Below are 18,595 nucleotides of genomic sequence, written 5' to 3' on the forward strand. Positions count from 1 at the left end.
GCCGCGGGCACCGCGGGCGGATGGGCAAGGCCTGCTCATCTGGATGCTCAGCACCGTGGAAGACAATTGCTCAGACCGGGATGGTGATTACTCACCATTCCGGGCGGAACGGGCCGATCGCGGCCCTAGACTCCCAGCCATGTCGACGACGGTCGTGCCGCACCCGGAGCGGCAGTGGCCGTTGCTGGGCCGCGAGCGCGACCTCGACGCCGCGCTCGGCGCGCTCGACACGGCGGCCCGCATCGTCACCGTCCACGGCCCGACGGGGGTGGGCAAGTCCCGGCTCCTGGCCGAGGTCGCGGCCCGTGCGGTCGCGGCCGACCGGCACGTCGTCGAGCTGAGCGGGAACGCGATCCTGGCCGTCGTACCGCTGGGGGCGCTGTCGGCGCAGCTCCCCGGCCTGAGCCCGTACGACGGCACCCCGCTCGACCCGGCCCGGCTGTTCGCCGAGGCCGGTGCGGCGCTGGCCGCCGCGGCCGGGGGGCGGCCTGTCGTGCTGGTCGTCGACGACGTGACCCTGCTCGACCAGGCGTCGGTGCTCCTCGTCGCCCAGCTGGCGGCGGCCGGCCTGGTCCGGCTGGTCGTCGCGCTGCGGCACGGCGACCCGCTGCCCGAGCCGCTGGTGATGACGTGGAGCGCGGCCCGCGACGTGCGCATCGACCTCGTGCCGCTGACCGCCAGCACCACCCAGCAGGTGCTCGAGGGCGCCCTCGACGGCGCCGTGGCGCACCGGACGGCAGCGACCCTGCACGCCGTCAGCGGCGGCAACCCGATGTACCTGCGCGAGCTGGTCGTCGGAGCCCTCGGCGACGGCAGCCTGTCGTGCGCGACGGGCGTGTGGCAGCTCGCCGGAGGGCCGGCAGGCACGCCCACCCTGCGCGACCTGGTGCTCGCCCGGGTCTCGCCACTGGGCGAGGCGGCCCGCGACGCCCTGGAGCGGCTCGCCGTGTGCGGCGACCTCCGTCCCGACCAGCTCCCCGGCGACGGCGTGCGCGCCACGCTGGCGAGCCTGGAGGACGCCGGCCTGGTCCGGGTCGGTGGCGACGGCACGGTCGGGTTGGCCCAGCCCGTCTACGGCACCGTGGTCGCCGGTTCGTTGTCGCGGCTGCGGATCGAGGACATCCTCACCGAGCAGGCCGCGCTCCTGGTCAGCCGCGCCGACGAGAGCGACCTCCTCCACGTCACGATGTGGCAGGTCGAGGCGGGCATCGGCGCGGACCCCGCCGTGATCACCGCGGCCGCGCAGTACGCCGCCGGCACGGGCGACCACGCCGCGGTGATCCGGCTGACCGAGGCCGGGCTGCGCACCGCCCCCGGGGACGCCGAGCTGGTGCTCCTCCAGGCCGACTCGCTGCTGCGCGTCGGCCGCGCGGCCGAGGCGCTGGCACTGCTCGACCGCCACCCCGACAAGAGCGCCCGGATCGCCCGGCTGGTCGCGGTCGGCCAGCTCACCGGCCGCGGCCCGCTGGCCGCACTCGACGTGCTCGACCGGGTCGCGCAGGCCGCCGACCGTCCGCACCCGGCCCTCGAGCTCACCCGGGCCGCCGCGCTCGTCGCGGCCGGCCGCTCCACCGAGGCCGAGGCCGTGGTGACCGGCATCGCCCCGGTGTTCGGCGACTCCGAGCAGGCGCGGATCCGGATCGGACTGGCGCGCGCCGTACCCCTGGCGTGCCTGGGCCGCGAGACCGAGGCGGTCGCCGCAGCGGAGCGCGCGGTCGCGTTCGCGGAGGAGACCGACGGCAAGGTGCTGGGCCTGTGCCGCGCGGAGACGCTGCTCGCCCTGGCCACCGTGCAGCACCTCGCCGGCCGCTACGGCGTGGCGCGGCTCAGCGCCGTCCGGGCCCTGACCGAGGCCGCCGACACCGGCGACGAGATCCTCAGCAGGTCGATCGAGTTCCTGCTCGGCCGGATCGCGGCGGACGCCGGTCACCTCGCCTCCGCCGAGCGCTGGCTGGCCGAGACGATCAGCGGTGCCACGTCGATCGGTCCGCCGGGGATGGCGGTGCTCGCCCGGCTCAGCCTGACCGCCGTCCAGGGTGCCAGCGGCGACCTCGACCTGGCCCGGGCCACGTTCGCGCAGGTCTCCGCCGAGCTGGTCCCGGCCTCGTGGCTGGCCCTGGCCCGGGGCTGGTCCGAGGGCATGGCGTCCGGCACGACGGCCACCCTGGGCCACGTCGAGGACGCGGCGACCCGCGCGCACGAGGCGGGCAACCGCACCCTCTCGGCGCAGGCCTGGCAGACGGCCCTCGAGATCGACCGGGCCGACGCGGCCGTCGATGCCCTCGCGCAGCTCGCCGCGGAGTGCGACAGCACCTTCATCGCCCTGCTCGCCGAGCACGCGGCCGCAGCCGCGGCGCGCGACCACGAGCGGCTGCTGGCGATCAGCGAGGAGTGGGAGCAGCGCGACGGCCTGCGCCTGGCCGCGGTCGCCGCCGCCGGGGCCGCCCGCGCCCTCGGCAGCGCCCGCACGGCCGCGGCCGCGCGGGCCCGCGCCGCCGACCTGGTCCGGCGCTGCGACGGCCTGGACCTGCCCGTCCTGCGCACCGAGGAGTCGGCCAGCCCCCTCACGCCGCGGGAGCAGGAGATCGCGGCCCTCGCCGCGGCCGGGGCGACGAGCAAGGAGATCGCCGCCCAGCTGTTCTTGTCGTCGCGGACGGTCGACAACCACCTGCAGTCGGTCTACACCAAGCTCGGGATCAGTGGTCGGCAGGAGCTGGTGCGGCGCTGACGTCGACCACGACCTCGCGCCGCGCCTCCAGCGCGGCGCGGACCTGGTCGATCTGCTCGGCCCCGGCCCCCAGGTCGTGCAGGGTCATCACGAGGTGCTCGGCCACCGCGTCGAACGCGTCGTCGGTGATCTCGAGCCCCGCGTGGGCCTGGGCCAGCGGCCGGCCCGCGAACAGCTCGGGCCCGCCGAGCGCGTGGCTGAGGAAGGCCCGCTGGTGCGCCTTGAGCCGACCCAGGTCGATCCCCTCGAACCAGTCCCGCAGGTCGGGGTCGTCCAGCACCCGCTGGTAGAACACCGCCACCACGGCCTTCACGGCACCGGCCCCGCCGATGGCGTCGTACGCGCTCATGGGGGCGACGCTAGCGACGCACCTCGCCCGCGGTCCTGAGTATCGGTTACTCAATCCGCACGGCTCGGCCGCGATCAGGCGGGCTCGGCCACCCGGTCGCCGCCGGTCAGCACCGGGAGCGCCTCGACGCCGTAGACCGCCGACAGCTTGCGGAAGTCGAGCTCGGAGATGTCCGCGGCCATGGCCAGGTCCGGGAACCGCTCGGCCAGCATCCGCAGCGCCGTGCGCAGCTCCATCCGCGCGAGCTCGGCACCGACGCAGCGGTGCATGCCCCAGCCGAAGGCCAGGTGCCGGGTCGGCTCGCGGGTCGGGTCGAACCGGTCGAGGCCGGCCGCGAGCCGCGGGTCGCGGTTGGCCGCGAGCAGGGAGACGCCCACCGCGTCCCCCTCCTTGATCTGCACGCCGCCGATCTCGACGTCCTGCTTGGCGAAGCGCAGGAACGCGAGCTGGACGACGCACAGGTGGCGCAGCAGCTCCTCGACGACCTGGTTGACCTGCTCGGCGTCCTCCGAGCGCAGCATCTCGCCGGCCTTCGGGGTGGTCGCGATCAGGTAGGCACCCAGCGCGAGCATCGACGCGGAGGTCTCGTAGCCGCCGAGGAAGACGCCGTCGGCGATGCCGCCGAGCGTGACGTCGTCGAGCTCGTCGCCGTGCTCCTCGAGCAGCGCGCCGATCAGGCCGTCGCCCGGGTTCGCCCGCTGCTCGCGCACGGCGTTGATGAGGAACTCGCGGGTGTGCGCGGCCGCGCCGAACGCGCCGGCGCCGCCCTCGGTGAGGTCGAAGCGCGCCACGCCGAGCTCCAGGAACCGGGCCCGGTCGTCGACGGGGAGGCCGAGCAGGTCGCAGATGACGTCGAACGGTACGGCGAACGCGAACTCCTCGACCATGTCGACCGCACGCCCGTCGCGACCGGCCTCGGCCATCGCGTCCAGCCGCTGCTGCACGATCGCCTCGATGCCGGGCTGCAGCCGCGCGAGCCGGCGCATCGTGAACTCCGGGGTCAGGTAGCGCCGCAGGGCGGTGTGCAGCGGCGGGTCGGTCATGCCGAGGCCGCCGATCTGCTCCTCGTCGGAACGCCCCTCCTGGGACACGAACTGGCCGAGGTCGTTGGACCAGACCTCCGCACCACCGGCGAGCACCTCGCGCGCCTCGTCGTACCCGCTCACCAGCCACACGCCCTTGCCGAACAGGTCGGCGAGCTTCTTGACCGGCTCGTCGGCCTGCACCTTCGCGAGCTCGGGCACCGGGTCCAGCCCGTCGCGGCGCAGCGGCAGCGTGAAGGCGTCGGGCAGGAAGCGCAGCTTGCGCAGGTCGATCCCGTTGCGCATGGTCCGGTTGAGCAGCCAGATGCCGATCCGCTGCTTGGCGGGACCGAGCACGGGGTCCAGGACAGGCCGGAGCAGCGAGTCGAAGAGGGGGATGCGCATGAGCCGTATTCCACCAGACGAGACGGCCTGACATATCAGGTGTGACCCGGATCGCGCCCTGGCTCTTCCCTGACCTCTCCCCCGTTAGCCTGTGCAGGTGCCTCGGACACTGGTGGACTGGGATGCCTGGGATGCGGTGCTCTTCGACCTCGACGGGGTGGTGACCCCGACCGCCGAGGTGCACATGCACGCGTGGTCGGCGATGTTCACGTCGTTCCTGACCGCGCGCTCGGCGGCGGACGGCGTCGCGTACCCGCCGTACTCGGAGCAGGACTACTTCACCTACGTCGACGGCAAGCCCCGCTACGACGGGGTCCGCTCGTTCCTCGCCTCGCGCGGGATCGTCCTGCCCGAGGGCTCGCCGGACGACCCGCCGACAGCCGAGACGGTGTGCGGGCTGGGCAACCGGAAGAACGAGGCGTTCAACCAGATCCTCGCTTCGGAGGGGGTCGTGGCCTACCCGGGCTCGGTGGCGTTGATCGTCGCGCTGCACGAGGCGGGTACGCCGATGGCGGTCGTGTCGTCCTCGCGCAACGCACCCGCGGTGGTCGCCGCGGCCGGGCTCACCGACTACTTCGCCACGATCATGCACGGTGGCCTGGCCGCGGAGCTGGGCCTGCCGGGCAAGCCGGCGCCGGACACCTTCGCCCACGCCGCGGCGACCCTCGGTGCGACCAACGCCCGTTCGGTCGTGCTCGAGGACGCGATCAACGGGGTCGCGGCGGGGCACGCGGGCGGCTTCGGGCTCGTGATCGGCGTGGACCGCGGCGCGGGCGAGGACGCCCTGCGTGCGGCCGGCGCGCAGCTCGTCGTACCCGACCTGGCGGACCTGGTCCCCGAGGAGGACGCATGAACGCACCCGAGGGCCCGTCCCACAAGGCGCCCCCGGCCGACGACCCGCTCGACCGCAGCCGGTTCCCCGTCGACGAGTGGCGCCTGGTCGAGACCCGCTTCGACGGCAGCGACCTCGGCACGACCGAGTCGCTGTTCACCGTCGGCAACGGCTACCTCGGCCTGCGCGGCAACTACTCCGAGAGCCGCGACGCGCACCTGGACGGCACCTTCATCAACGGCTTCCACGAGACCTGGCCGATCTCGCACGCCGAGGAGGCCTACGGCTTCGCGCGGATCGGGCAGACGATCGTCAACGTGCCGGACCCGAAGGTGATCCGGCTCTACGTCGACGACGAGCCGCTGCAGGTCTCGGTCGCCGACCTCCTCGAGTACGAGCGCTCGCTGGACTTCCGCACCGGCGTGCTCAGCCGCGACCTGCTCTGGCGCACGCCCGGCGGCAAGCGGGTCCGCATCCGCAGCACCCGGATGGTGCCCCTGGAGCAACGCCACCTGGCGGTGCTGACCTTCGAGGTCACCCTCCTCGACCAGCGCGCCTCGCTGGCGATCTCCTCCCAGCTGGTCAACCGGCAAGACGAGCAGCGCGAGGTCGCCCCGCTCGACCAGAGCGGCGGCGGCACGGCGGACCCGCGGCGGGCCGAGGAGTTCGACCGCCGCGTGCTGCTGCCCCGCATCCACGAGGCCGACGCCGAGACGGGTCGGCTGAAGCTCGGCTACCGGGCGGCGCAGAGCGGGATGACGCTCGGGGTCGTCGCGGACCACGTGCTGGAGACGGCGTCGCCGTACTCGATGGAGGTGCACGCCGAGGACGACCTCGCCAAGGCGATCTACCGCGTCGCGGCCGAGCCGGGTGTGCCGGTGAGGCTGACCAAGCTGGTGTCCTTCCACACCGCGGCCACGGTGCCGCCGCGCGAGCTGATCGACCGCTGCGAGCGCACCCTGGCCCGCACCCGCGAGGAGGGCGTCGCCCACCAGTACGAGGTGCAGGAGGCCTGGCTCGAGGGCTTCTGGGCGCGTGCGGACGTCGAGGTGCCCGGCCACCCGGAGCTGCAGCAGGCGATCCGGTGGAACCTCTTCTCCGTCCTGCAGGCCTCGGCGCGCGCGGAGGGCCAGGGCATCGCGGCCAAGGGCGTGAGCGGGTCCGGGTACGGCGGCCACTACTTCTGGGACACCGAGATCTACGTGATGCCGTTCCTCACGTACACGATGCCGTGGGCGGCGCGCAACGCCCTGCGGTTCCGCTACAACCTCCTCGACAGCGCCCGTTCCCGCGCCCGCGAGCTGTCGCAGAAGGGCGCGCTCTTCCCGTGGCGCACGATCAGCGGCCAGGAGGCCTCGGCGTACTACGCCGCCGGCACCGCGCAGTACCACATCGACGCGGACATCGCCTACGCCCTGAGCCAGTACGTCGGCGCCACCGGCGACGAGGAGTTCCTGGCCCGCGAGGCGGTCGACATCTTCGTCGAGACCGCGCGGATGTGGGCCGACCTCGGCTTCTGGCGCGACGAGACCCGGCGGACCTTCCACATCCACGGCGTGACCGGGCCGGACGAGTACACGACCGTGGTCAACGACAACCTCTACACGAACGTGCTCGCGCGCTTCAACCTGCGTCGCGCCGCCCGCGCGGTGTGGGAGCTGCAGCGTGACGACCCGGACGCGTACCAGGACCTGGTGCGTCGTACCGGGCTGAGCCCCGACGAGGCCGACGAGTGGGCTGAGTGCGCCGACGGGATGTCGATCCCGTTCGACTCCTTCCTCGGCATCCACCCGCAGGACGCGCACTTCCTCGAGCGCGAGATGTGGGACCTGGAGAACACCCCGCTCGACAAGCGGCCGCTGCTGCTGCACTACCACCCGCTGGTGATCTACCGGTTCCAGGTCCTCAAGCAGGCCGACGTCGTGCTCGCCCTCTACCTGCAGGGCGAGGACTTCACGGCCGAGCAGAAGCGGGCCGACTTCGAGTACTACGACCCGATCACGACCGGTGACTCCACCCTGTCCGCGGTGGTGCAGTCGATCGTCGCCGCCGAGGTGGGCTACTCCTCGCTCGCGCTGCGCTACTTCCACTCCGCGCTCTTCGTCGACCTCGCCGACCGGCACAACAACACCGCCGACGGCGTCCACGTCGCCTCGACCGGCGGTGTGTGGAGCGCGCTGGTCGGCGGCTTCGGCGGCTTCCGCGACCGCGGCTCCGGGGCCGGCGACCGGCAGTGGCAGCTGGACCCGCGGTTGCCGGCATCGTGGTCGTCGCTGGTCTACCGGGTGACACTGCACGGCACCCGGGTGCGGGTGACGGTCCGGCCGGCCGAGCTCGAGCTGTGCGTCGAGCACGGCACCGAACCGGTCACGTTCACGGTGCGCGACGCCTTGGTCAAGGTCGCTCCGGGCGATCCGGTCGTCGTCCCGCTCGAGCACCAGGGCCCGGTGCTCGACGGCGAGCCGCCCTACCCCGCCGGGATCCAGCGCGCCGACGGGACGGTGATCTCGGCGATCGTACCGAGCGGGGAGTGAGGCCCTGCATGAATCACCTCTTCAGAGGCGATTCATGCAGCCGGCGGATGCCACCCGATCCGGTTCGCCAGCCCGACGGCGGCGAGCTGGGAGGAGACCTCCAGCTTGCCCAGGATCCGCTTCACCTGGGTCCGCACGGTGCTCTCGGACACGACGAAGGTGGCCGCCACGTCGTGGACGGTCTCGCCGCGCATCAGGTGACCGAGCACGACGGCCTCGCGGGGGGTGAGCCGTTCGAACCGGGTCCTGATCGCCCGGTGCTCCTCGCCGTTGGCGCGGGCGAGGGCGATCAGCTCGGCGCGCTCGGTCTCGTCCATGAGCGGGCCGCCCTGGGCCAGGGCGGTGATCGCGGCGAGCACGCCGTCCAGGGTCCCGGCCTTCGACAGCACCCGCCGCGCGCCGACCGCCAGGCACTCCCCCCACCGCACCCGGTCCGTCGTCGCGGTCAGGACGATCACCTGGACGCCGGCCCGGGCGAGCGGGGCGATGAACAGGCGGCCGTCGCCGAGCGGCCCGAGCTCGAGGTCGAGCAGCACGACCCGTGGCCGCAGCTCGCGGACCCGGGCCAGGAGCGCGCCCGAGGTGGCGAAGTCGTCGGGCGTGAGGACCCGGACGTCGTGGCCCTCGCGGGTGAGCGCGAAGTCCAGCGACTGAGCGAAGAGCGCGTGGTCCTCGACGATCACGATCCGGAACGGGCTGCGCACCATCAGCCGACCTCCGGTACGACGCCCGCGCGGGGCAGCTCGACCGTGAACGTCGCGCCCGCACCGAGCGCCGAGTCCACCCGGACGACGCCACCGTGCAGGGTCACGACCCGGCGCACGATCGCCAGGCCGAGGCCTGCCCCGGGGCGGCGTCGTACGGCTCGATGGCGGGAGCGGAAGAACTCCTCGAACACCCGGTCCCGGTCGGCCGTGTCGATCCCGATCCCGACGTCGCTGACCGTCAGCACCACCCACGACGGCCCCGGCGCGACGCGGACCAGGACCCGACCGCCGGGCTCGGAGTACTTGACGGCGTTGGACACCAGGTTGGTGACCATCCGGTCGAGGTCCTCGGGGTCGCCCCGCAGCGTGCTGCCCGCCAGCACCTCCAGGTCGAGGGTCACGCCCCGGCGGCGCGCCTCCGCGCCGTGCAGCGCGACCGCCTCCCGCGCGAGGTGACCGAGGTCGGTGGTGAGCACCCGCAGCGGTACGTCGGTCCGGCCCAGCTTGGCGAGCGCCGCCATGTCGTCGACGACCGACCGCAGCCGCTCCGTGCCACCGTGCACCACCTCGAGACCGGCCGTCACCACGTCGCCGAGTCCCGGCTCGTGGCGCAGCGAGTCGACGGTGTGGGCGATGGCGGCAGCCGTCCCGCGCAGCTCGTGGGACAGCACGTCGATGATGCTGCGGCGGTACTCGGCGACCGCGTGCTCGTGCTCGACCCGCAGCTCGAGGTCGTCGCGCTCGAGCGCGGTGACGAGCGCGCGCTCGGCGAGCCGGACGTACATCTGCAGCGTCGACCGCTGGGCGGCGCCGGGCCGGCGGCCGTCGGCGGGCAGGTCGACCCACAGCACGCCCCGCAGCTGCCCCGCGGGGTCGTGGAGCAGCCCGCAGAGCAGGTCCCGGGATCTCCAGGCGTCCGGCTCCTGCAGCGGGACGACGTCGGGGACCCACACGTGCTCGTCGAGGTGACCCCCGGCGCGCTCGGCAGGGACGAAGCGCAGTGCACCCCAGGTGTCAGCAGCCGCGAGCTCCCGCTCGAGGAGCTCGACCGGGGTGCGCTGGTCGACCAGCTGGGCGGCAGCGGCGTCGTCGCCGACGACGGCAACCGTGTGCAGCAGGCCGGCATCGAGCACGCTGACGGCAGCCACGCGGAAGCCGGCGAACTCGATCACACCCTCGGCGAGGAGCTCGAGGGTGCGGGTCAGCGATGCGTCGACCTCCACACCGGGAACGGTTCCCGGAACGGGGCGCGTTCATTCCCCGCCCAGGGTCGATCGAGGGATCTCAGGCGCTGAACAGTGTCGGCGCGATCCAGTCGGCGACCCAGGCGACGGGGGCGCGGCCCGGGCCCACCTCGGCGAGCTCCCGGGCAGCCAGCTCGAGCAGGAGCAGCCGGGCGACGCACCGGGCCTCGACGACCACCCGGCCGTGCCAGCGGGCCAGGATGCGGGGCGCCTCCTCGACGAGCGCCGTGCCGGCGCCGTACCAGCGCAGCTCGCCGCGCAGCTCGTCGAGCCGGAAGTGCAGGGTGTCGAAGCCGATCGGGCGGTTCAGGCCGTAGCGGTCCCACTCCCGCACCAGCACGCTCCCGTGGGCTCCGGCCGCAACCGTACGGCGCGACCAGCTGCCGTGCCAGGCCCCGCGGGGCAGCGCGTCGAGGTCGTGACGCTTGCCGAGCTCGTCGAGCGCGGCGAGCAGCTGGTCACCGAAGGCCGAGGCGGGCAGCCCCTGCAGCCGGGCACGCAGGTCACCGGCGTAGGAGTGGTCGAGGTCCGCGATGGTGGCGAGCTCGACGACGACCCGCTCGGCGTCGTACCGGGCAGGGCGGGTGGGCACCCGGCCCGGGTACGGCGTGGCGCCCCACTCCTGCACCAGGAGCGGCCGCCCGGCCCACGTGGTCAGCGCCAGCAGCCGCGGTGCGACCAGCCGGCTGCCGTGGTGGTGCGCCTCGAGCGTCGCGAGCGCGGTCGCACCGTCGAGGATCCGCTGCGCCCCGGCCGGGTCGTCGGCCCAGCGGACCACCGCGACGCGGTGCGCCTGGTCGTCGTACACGTGGAACTGGGTCTCGCCGGGTACGCCGGGCTGCGCCATCAGCCGCACCGGGCACTCGAGCGCGGCGCCCACGAGGTCGCTGAGGTCGTCGAGGACGTGCGGGCTCAACTGGTTCATGCGTGGTCCCTCCCCTGTGGTCCGGCGCGCCCCCCAGACGCGCCGGATGACCAGCGTCGGGGACAGCGGGGACGCAGCGGGAGTGTTGTCGGACGATGTCCCCACAATTTGGTAGGACCCGGTTCCCGCTTGTTCCATGTAGTCTCGAATAGCGAGATTTACGTCTCACCTCGTGGACAATGATGGTTCACTGGAGCGGTGACCTCGACCGCCGTCCCGACCGCGACGGGGGTACGGACGGTCTCCGCCGCCCGACGCTGGGCGATGCTGGCGGCCGGCACCGGTGCCCAGGCCGCGACGGCGGCGATGGTCACCGCACCGAGCTTCCTGATCCCCGAGCTGCACCGGCCGGTCGCCGAGGGCGGCTACGGGATGAGCCTGGCCGAGGCAGGCCTGGTCGCGTCGGCGTCGATGACCGGCATGATGGTCACCCTCGTGCTCTGGGGCCTCGTGGTCGACCGGCGCGGGGAGCGGTTCGCGCTGCTGGCCGGGCTGGTCGTGACCGCCCTCGGCGGCGCCTCGGCGGCCGCGCTCGCCTCGCCGTGGCCGATGGCCGTGGCGCTGGGCTTCGCCGGCATCGGGGCGGCGGCGACCAACTCCGCCTCGGGCCGGGTCGTGGTCGGCTGGTTCCCGCCCGAGCGACGCGGGATCGCGATGGGGATCCGACAGACGGGGCAGCCCCTCGGCGTCGGCATCGCCGCCGGCACGGTCGCCGTGATCGCCCACCACCACGGCATCGGGCCCGCCCTGTGGGTGCCGACGGCGGCAGCCGTCCTGGTCGCAGCCCTCGTCGCCGTCGTCGTCCTCGACCCGCCGCGGCCTCCCGTCGCCGCGGCGGTCGCAGCCCTCAATCCCTACCGCGCGGACCACTACCTCACCCGGATCCACGCCGCCTCGGTGCTGCTCGTGGTCCCCCAGTTCCTGGTCTGGACCTTCGGCCTGACCTGGCTGGTCGACGACCTCGGCTGGTCACCGGGCATCGCCGGCCTGGTCGTCGCCGGCACCCAGGTCGCCGGCGCGGCCGCCCGGATCGGTGCGGGCTGGGCCTCCGACCTGGTCGGCAGCCGGATGCGCCCGATGCGCGCGGTCGCCCTCCTCGCCGCGGCCACCATGGCCCTGCTCGGCCTGGCCGCCACGGGCACGGACCGGTCGGGGGTCGTCACGGGGCTCGCGGTCGTGCTGCTGGTCGTCGCCTCCGCCGTCACCGTCGCCGACAACGGCCTCGCCTTCACCGCCGTCGCCGAGCGCGCCGGCCCGTTCTGGTCGGGCCGGGCCCTGGGCCTGCAGAACACCGCCCAGCACCTCGCCGCCGTCGCCGTACCGCCCGTCGCGGGACTGACCATCACGGCGTGGGGCTACGGCGCTGCCTACGCCCTGGCGGCCGCGCTGCCGTTGCTCGCCGTCGCGGTCGTGCCCGTGGGCGGGGAGCGGCGGATCGACGCCTGACGGATCCGCGCTCGGACCGCCCACGGCTCTCGAAAAGTAGAACGGGTACCAGTTCTCGCCTCGTCGCACTAGTCTGGCGCCGACCTCGGCCCCGCCGGCGGACCCGTCCGACGTCGACCGAGGCCAGCACTGCTCCCTGCTGTCCGGAACCGCCTCCTGCCGAGACCACCGCGGTCTCGTGCTCGATGCTCCTGCGTGGCGAGCCGTGGCCAACGGACCCGGTCGAGACGCCGGCGCACGCCGAACGAGGAGCAGCGACATGCAGAGCGTGGAAGCACCCCCGACCGGGCGGCACCGCCTTCGGTTCCGCCGGGGCCACACCGCCGTCGTCACCGTCGTCGCAGCACTCGCCGTGGGCCTGCTGGCGCTGCCGGCGACCCCTGTTGCCGGCGTGCCCGGCGCGGCATCGGCCGAGAGCAGCTCGGGCGCCGGCCCCGTGCTGAAGCGTCCCTCGCACGACGGCACCTCCGTGACCTTCCGCGGACGGGCGCGGCCCCGCACCGCCGTACGCCTCCAGGTCCGCGCCACCGGGCGGTGGACGACCGTCGCGGCCGGTCGGTCCTCGGCCTCCGGACGGTTCTCGATCACCCTGCCCGCACCTCGTCGCTCGCGCGTGTTCCGCGCCGTCGCGTCGGGCCGGGCGAGCCAGACCCGACGCGTCCGCCGCGCCTCCCTCCCGACGCCGTCGGCGCCCGCCGACGCCTGCGGGCCACGCCCGCAACGCGCCGACGGCTCGTACCTCTCCTGCAGCTTCCACGACGACTTCGACGGCACCACCCTGGACCGGACCCACTGGACGGCGCAGGACACCTCGCAGACCGGCGTGTTCACCGGGCAGGGCGGGTGCTACCGCGACAACCCGCGGACCATCCGCGTCGAGGACGGGGCGCTGCACCTGACCGCGACCATCCACCCACGGATGTTCCTGTGCCACAGCTCCCTCGCATCGTTCCCCACCCGCTCCGAGGTCGCGACCGTCACGACCGCGTCGCGGTTCACGCAGACCTACGGCCGGTTCTCCGCCCGGATGCGGTTCTCGGCCGCCACCGGCGGCCACGCGGCGTTCTGGCTCTCCCCCGAGGAGCACGCCTACGGCAAGTGGCCGCTCTCGGGGGAGATCGACGTGGCCGAGTGGTTCGGCAACGACCCGACCCACGTCTACCCGTCGGTCCACTACGTCGGCGAGGGCAGGCAGGAGAGCACCGGACGCGACTGCCCCGAGCCCGGTGCGACCACCGGCTTCCACACCTACACCGTCGAGTGGACGCCGAGCGTGATGAGCTTCTTCTACGACGACCGGTTCTGCTGGTCCCACAGCTGGACGCCGACCAACGTCCGCGCACCGGCGCCCTTCGACAGGCCGTTCAACCTGGTGCTCGCGCAGATCTGGGGATCCGGTTGGGCCGCGCGCAGGCTGTCGTCGCCGACGACCTCGACCCTCGACGTCGACTGGGTCCGCGTCTGGCAGTGACCTGACCCCGGCTCCCGCGGGTCCGGGCCCGCGGATTCCCCAATCCTTGGGAAATGAACGGTCGGCCCGGATCGGCCGATCCGCTCGCCCCTAGCCTGAGATCACTCTCGGTGCCCGACCCCCCTCACCTTCACAGCTCCCGAGGAGAGGGTCATGAGCAGCATGGGGAAGTACGTCGGCGCGCGCCGGATCGGCGCCGTGGTGGCACTGGCAGCACTCGCAGCGAGCCTGCAGCTGGCACCCGCAGCACCTGCCGCCCCGGCCCGGGCTCAGGGCACGGGCGAGGCGAGCGCCGTGAGCCGGCTGGTCGACCCGGTCGACGCCTGCGGCACCCGACCGCAGCGTCCCGACGGGTCGTACTTCTCCTGCAGCTTCCACGACGAGTTCGACGGCACCGCCCTGGACCGGACCCGCTGGATGGCGCAGGACACCGCGCTCACCGGGGTGTTCACCGGCCAGGGCGGCTGCTACCGCGACAACAGGCGGACCATCAGCGTCGGCGGCGGCACACTGCGGCTGACCGCGACCATCCTCGACCAGGTGTTCGTGTGCCAGAGCCCCTATGCGCCGTTCCCGACGAGCTCGGAGGTGTCGACGGTCGCGACCATCTCCCGGTTCACCCAGGCCTACGGACGCTTCTCGGCACGCGTGCGCTTCTCGGCCGCCACCGGAGGTCACGCGGCGTTCTGGCTCTACCCCCAGGTGCAGACCTACGGCCGGTGGCCGCTCTCCGGTGAGGTCGACATCGCCGAGTGGATGGGCAACGACCCGAGCCACGTGTACCCGTCGCTCCACTACTTCGGCGAGGACAGGTCGAGGAGCACCGGCCGCACCTGTCCCGGCCCGGCCGCCAGCACCGGCTTCCACACCTACACTCTCGACTGGACACCGACGGTCATGAGGTTCACCTACGACGACCAGCTCTGCTGGTCCCACTCCTGGACGCCGACGAACGTCCGTCCGCCGGCGCCGTTCGACAAGCCGTTCTACGTCGTCCTGACCCAGATCTGGGGCACCGGCTCGGCCGCCCGTACGTCCACGTCGCCGAAGACGGCGAGCATGGACGTCGACTGGGTCCGGGCCTGGAGCTGACCGGCGGCCCTCAGCCGAGCTCGTAGTCGACGACCACGGGCGCGTGGTCGCTGAGCCGAACGCCGGCGTGCTCGCGGTCCACGACCGCGGACACGGCGCAACGAGCCAGCGCCGGCGTCGCGAGGTGGTAGTCGATGCGCCAGCCGGCGTCCTTGGCATAGGCCTGGCCGAGCCAGCTCCACCAGGAGTACGGACCCTCGACGTCCGGGTGCAGCCGGCGCACGACGTCGACCAGGGTGCGGGGCGAGAGCTGCGCGTCGAGCCAGGCGCGCTCCTCGGGCAGGAATCCCTCGGTCTGGTTGCTGCGCCGCCAGTTCGCGACGTCGGCCCTGGCGCGCGCGATGTTGAGGTCGCCGGTGAGCAGGAACTCCCGCCCCTGGGCGGCTGCGGCCTTGCGGGAGGAGGCGAGGTGGCGGGCGAAGCCGGCCATGAACGCCATCTTGCGGTCGTACTTCGCCCCGCCGTCCGGCGCCTCCCGCATCCGCCGGGGGTCCTGCAGGTGCGCCGGGAGACCGCCCTTGGGCAGGTAGAGGCTGGCCACGGTCAGCGGTACGTCGGCCAGGTCGACCTCGACGTACCGGCCCTCGTTGGCGTGCGTGCGCAGCGCCCGCGGGAGGGGACGGTCGGGGTCGGGGACCGACCAGGTCCGCACCGCGGCGGCGGGCTCGCGGGTCAGCACCGCGACCCCGTTGCGCCCGGCGAGCTCGCCGGCGTCGTACGCCACCGCGTAGTCGCCGAACGCCTTCTCCGGCAGCGCGTCGACCGGGCAGCGCACCTCCTGCAGGGTGACGACGTCGCAGCCGCGCATCGCGAGCCAGTCGCCGAAGCCGCGACGGTGGGCGGCACGGATGCCGTTGATGTTGGCGGTGGCGACTCTCAGCACCGGCGCGACGTTAGCGAGCCCGCCACCGGGCCAGGAGGTCGGCCTCCTGCTCGGTCGTGATCCCCGTGATCCGCGCCGCAGGGTCGGCGTCCAGCCAGGCCCGGGTCTCGCGGGTCGTGGCGCCGACCGGACGCGGCTGCAGGCCGGCCGCCAGGGCGGGGGTGGCGTCGTGGGCCAGCATGCCGTCATACGCCGGCCGCGGGAGCCAGAGCGGGATGCTGTCGGGTCCCGACCACGGCTCGACGCCCTCTGCCTCGAGGAACGCCTGGTCGACCCAGACCAGGTCGGCGTCGGGCAGGGCCTCCCCGAGGAGGTCGGCGATCGGCTGCGCGGGGCCGACGGCGTCGTACGTCCCGCCGGCGCGGTCCTCGGCGAGGGTGACGACCCAGGCGGCGAGGTCGCGGACGTCGATCACCTGCACGAGGTCCCGCGGGTCGCCGGGGGCGAGCACCTCGCCGGTCGAGGCGGACCGGCGGGCCCAGTACGCGAACCGCCCGCTGGGGTCGCCCGGCCCCACGATCAGGCCGGGCCGGACGACGGCGGCCTTCGGGTCGGTCGCCAGGACGAGCTGCTCGCAGGCGACCTTCATCCCGCCGTAGTCCTCGACGCTGGCCATCGGGTCCCGGTCCTCGGCGATCGCGTCCCTGAGCCGCCCCTGCCCGGGCCCCGCGGGGTCCGCGTCGTCGGCGTAGACCGAGATGGTGGACACGAACACCCAGTGCGCGTCGGGCAGGGCGGCCAGGGCCCGTCGCACGTGGGACGGCGTGCGCGCCACGTCGACCACGGCGTCGTACGGATCACCGTCCGTGAGCTGGTCGGGCGCCGGGTCGTCCCGGTCCCACCGCACGGCGCTCACGCCCGATGGCACGGTGCCGGACTGCCCCCGGTTGGCGCACACGACGTCGTGCCCGCGGCGCACCGCCTCGGACGCGACCGCGCGGGACAGGAACTGGGTGCCGCCGAGAACCAGGAGCCTCATCCCGACAGCATGCCCTGCCGGTGGCTGGACCTGCCCCTCAGATGAACTGGGTCGGGTCGAACTCGTCGATCGGGATGATCCGCACGCGCGGCAGGCGCTCGTTGAACGCGTTGACGTCGTACTCCAGGTCGAAGAAGTCGAGGCCGCGCGAGGTGAGCTGCGCGAAGGCGCTGTTGCGGAACTCGGTGAACCCGACCAGCCCGACCCGGCGCCCGTCGAGCACGTTCTCGACCTGCTCGACGAAGTCGCCGTCGTTGCTGACCAGGACGACGTCGGCGTCACGGCTCTTGAGCTCCTCCAGCGTGCGCTGGATGGCGATGTCGACGACCTTCTGGTTCGCGCCGCCCGACAGCGGGATCGGCCGGTAGCCGATCGCCAGCAGCGCCTGCACGAACGACATCGGCAGCTCGCTGTTGGCGGCCAGGAAGAACAGCCCGTTCGTCGGCTGCCCCCACTGCCGCTCCACGAACTGCAGCAGCCGCTCCCACCGCGGCCGCTCCTCGGGCCGGGGCCGCCGGCCGAGGATCGACGTACCGAGGGTGGCGTCGATGTTCTCCCCGTCCACCAGGACGTGGGTGGTCCGCGCGGTCTCCATGGGAGGAGGCTAGCCGGGCAGCAGGCCAGGTGGGGCGGCGGAGAGGTCAGCCGCGCCTGACGCCGCGGAAGGCGGTCCAGTCGCCCTTCATCGTGTAGAAGCCGGCGACCGCCTTGAACCGGTAGCGCGGCGCGGAGCTCGCCAGGCACGCCTGGGGCACGACGATGCGCACCCGGTCGACGTTGAAGCGCCACTTCGCGCGGATCCCGGAGCACTCGACCGGCGTGCCACCGAACTCCTGGTCGGTCGGCTCCCACAGCTGCGTGAGCGGGGCGGCGCCGGGACGGTGGCTGGTGTAGGCGATGAAGCCGGCCTCGGTGGCCGGGTCGGTGCCGATGAAGACCTTCGTCTGCCCACGGCGGGTCTCGGTGAGGTCGCGGAAGGTCAGCCTCAGCACCACGCGATCGGTGCGGTTGTCGATCTTCACGCGCAGGATGTCCATCTGGGCGGGCAGCGACGGGTCGGGGCCGTCGTCGATCACCTTCACCGCGGCCCGCGCCGGGGCGGGCACCGCGAGGACGGCGGCGAGGACCGCGATGACGAAGGTCGGCAGCAGCTTCCTCATGGGTCGACGATACGTCGCCACGGCGCGTGGTTGGCTGGGACGCGTGAGGAGCCCGAGGTCCCGCGGCCGGGTCGCCGCGGTCGCGGCGGTGCTGGCGCTCGCCGGGTGCGGCGGTACGCCGGCCGCCGGGCCCGAGACCGCCCCCGCGACGTCGGCCCCGACGACCGCGACGCCCCCGCCGACACCCACCCCGACGCCCCCGTCGACAGCCACCGCCGCGCCGCCGCTCGCCGAGGGCATCGACGCCTCCCACCACCAGGGCCCGATCGACTGGGAGCGGGTGGCGCGGGCCGGGATCCGGTTCGCCTACCTCAAGGCGAGCGAGGGCACCGGGTTCACCGACCCCCGGTTCGCGGCCCACCGGGCCGCCGCCGTACGCGCCGGCGTGGCGGTGGCCGGCTACCACTACTTCCAGCTGTGCAGCGACGGCGAGGCCCAGGCCGAGCACTTCCTCGACGTGCTCGGCGCCGACCCGCCGCTGCAGCCACCGCCGGCCCTCGACCTCGAGCTGGTGGGCAGCTGCCCGGACCCACCGCCCCGCGGCACCCTCCTCGCCGAGGTCCGCGCCTTCCTGACGACGGTCGACGAGCGCCTCGGCACGACCACCCTGGTCTACCTCTACCCGGACCTCGAGGCGCGCTACGCGCTCGCCGAGGACCTCGACGACCACCCGCAGTGGGCACGCCGCCTCGGCGACCGGCCGCCGGCGCGGGACTGGGCCGTGTGGCAGTACGACGAGCACGGCGCCGTCCCCGGCGTCACCGGCCGCGTGGACCGCGACCGGGGAACATTTCAGACCGAGGAACGTTGAGGAGTGA

At 73.8% G+C, this 18,595-nt stretch carries 16 protein-coding genes; 7 read left to right on the forward strand and 9 right to left on the reverse strand.

Annotated elements, in window-relative coordinates; genetic code table 11:
• Positions 1-139: 139 nt before the first annotated feature.
• Entirely contained in the window at positions 140-2,728 is a 2,589-nt protein-coding gene (locus tag BJ958_RS18945) for a helix-turn-helix transcriptional regulator (RefSeq protein ID WP_179728438.1), read from the forward strand.
• Here BJ958_RS18945 and BJ958_RS18950 read toward each other — a convergent pair.
• Together BJ958_RS18950 and BJ958_RS18955 are read right to left on the reverse strand one after the other, a co-directional pair.
• Positions 2,697-3,077: a group I truncated hemoglobin gene (locus tag BJ958_RS18950; protein WP_179728439.1), complete on the reverse strand. Its 381-nt coding sequence runs from the start codon at positions 3,075-3,077 to the stop codon at positions 2,697-2,699. The genes BJ958_RS18945 and BJ958_RS18950 overlap by 32 nt on opposite strands.
• 74 nt (positions 3,078-3,151) lie before the next feature.
• Entirely contained in the window at positions 3,152-4,504 is a 1,353-nt protein-coding gene (locus BJ958_RS18955; RefSeq protein WP_218865870.1) for a cytochrome P450, read from the reverse strand.
• 97 nt (positions 4,505-4,601) lie between these two features.
• Here BJ958_RS18955 and BJ958_RS18960 point away from each other — a divergent pair, with 97 nt between their 5' ends.
• A complete protein-coding gene (locus BJ958_RS18960; RefSeq protein WP_273519153.1) occupies positions 4,602-5,357 on the forward strand; it encodes an HAD-IA family hydrolase in 756 nt (251 codons plus the stop codon).
• Positions 5,354-7,870, forward strand: coding sequence for a glycoside hydrolase family 65 protein (locus BJ958_RS18965; RefSeq protein ID WP_179728440.1), 2,517 nt, complete (start codon positions 5,354-5,356; stop codon positions 7,868-7,870). Before BJ958_RS18960 ends, BJ958_RS18965 begins: the two co-directional genes overlap by 4 nt.
• 32 nt (positions 7,871-7,902) lie before the next feature.
• Here BJ958_RS18965 and BJ958_RS18970 read toward each other — a convergent pair whose 3' ends face one another.
• The 3 genes from BJ958_RS18970 to BJ958_RS18980 all read right to left on the reverse strand — a co-directional run bounded on the left by BJ958_RS18970 (position 7,903) and on the right by BJ958_RS18980 (position 10,746).
• Positions 7,903-8,577: a response regulator gene (locus BJ958_RS18970; RefSeq protein ID WP_179728441.1), complete on the reverse strand. Its 675-nt coding sequence runs from the start codon at positions 8,575-8,577 to the stop codon at positions 7,903-7,905.
• Entirely contained in the window at positions 8,577-9,800 is a 1,224-nt protein-coding gene (locus BJ958_RS29150; protein ID WP_179728442.1) for an ATP-binding protein, read from the reverse strand. The genes BJ958_RS18970 and BJ958_RS29150 overlap by 1 nt, the downstream gene beginning before the upstream one ends.
• Before the next feature lie 61 nt (positions 9,801-9,861).
• The gene (locus BJ958_RS18980) at positions 9,862-10,746 is read right to left on the reverse strand and encodes a hypothetical protein (protein WP_179728443.1); all 885 of its coding nucleotides are present in this window, start codon (positions 10,744-10,746) and stop codon (positions 9,862-9,864) included.
• A gap of 198 nt (positions 10,747-10,944) precedes the next feature.
• Here BJ958_RS18980 and BJ958_RS18985 point away from each other — a divergent pair, with 198 nt between their 5' ends.
• The 3 genes from BJ958_RS18985 to BJ958_RS18995 all read left to right on the forward strand — a co-directional run bounded on the left by BJ958_RS18985 (position 10,945) and on the right by BJ958_RS18995 (position 14,755).
• On the forward strand, positions 10,945-12,192 hold the full coding sequence (locus tag BJ958_RS18985) for an MFS transporter (RefSeq protein WP_343052735.1): 1,248 nt from the start codon (positions 10,945-10,947) through the stop codon (positions 12,190-12,192).
• Positions 12,193-12,451: 259 nt separating this feature from the next.
• Positions 12,452-13,663, forward strand: a complete 1,212-nt coding sequence (locus BJ958_RS18990; RefSeq protein WP_179728444.1) for a glycoside hydrolase family 16 protein — start codon at positions 12,452-12,454, stop codon at positions 13,661-13,663.
• Positions 13,664-13,816: 153 nt separating this feature from the next.
• Positions 13,817-14,755, forward strand: a complete 939-nt coding sequence (locus tag BJ958_RS18995) for a glycoside hydrolase family 16 protein (protein ID WP_179728445.1) — start codon at positions 13,817-13,819, stop codon at positions 14,753-14,755.
• A 10-nt stretch (positions 14,756-14,765) separates the two neighbouring features.
• On the opposite strand, the gene BJ958_RS19000 is transcribed toward BJ958_RS18995, so the two are convergent.
• The 4 genes from BJ958_RS19000 to BJ958_RS19015 are packed head-to-tail and all read right to left on the reverse strand — an operon-like array spanning position 14,766 to position 17,777.
• The gene (locus tag BJ958_RS19000) at positions 14,766-15,635 is read right to left on the reverse strand and encodes an exodeoxyribonuclease III (RefSeq protein WP_218866452.1); all 870 of its coding nucleotides are present in this window, start codon (positions 15,633-15,635) and stop codon (positions 14,766-14,768) included.
• 13 nt (positions 15,636-15,648) lie between these two features.
• The gene (locus BJ958_RS19005; RefSeq protein ID WP_179728447.1) at positions 15,649-16,617 is read right to left on the reverse strand and encodes an NAD-dependent epimerase/dehydratase family protein; all 969 of its coding nucleotides are present in this window, start codon (positions 16,615-16,617) and stop codon (positions 15,649-15,651) included.
• Between the two features lie 37 nt (positions 16,618-16,654).
• Entirely contained in the window at positions 16,655-17,212 is a 558-nt protein-coding gene (locus BJ958_RS19010; protein WP_179728448.1) for an NYN domain-containing protein, read from the reverse strand.
• Positions 17,213-17,258: 46 nt separating this feature from the next.
• Complete coding sequence (locus BJ958_RS19015; RefSeq protein ID WP_179728449.1) at positions 17,259-17,777, reverse strand: hypothetical protein; 519 nt, start codon at positions 17,775-17,777, stop codon at positions 17,259-17,261.
• Positions 17,778-17,820: 43 nt separating this feature from the next.
• Between BJ958_RS19015 and BJ958_RS19020 the strand changes: the two genes are divergently transcribed.
• A complete protein-coding gene (locus tag BJ958_RS19020; RefSeq protein ID WP_179728450.1) occupies positions 17,821-18,588 on the forward strand; it encodes a GH25 family lysozyme in 768 nt (255 codons plus the stop codon).
• The last annotated feature ends 7 nt before the right edge of the window (positions 18,589-18,595 follow it).

The organism is Nocardioides kongjuensis, assembly GCF_013409625.1.
GTDB classification, from domain to species: domain Bacteria; phylum Actinomycetota; class Actinomycetes; order Propionibacteriales; family Nocardioidaceae; genus Nocardioides; species Nocardioides kongjuensis.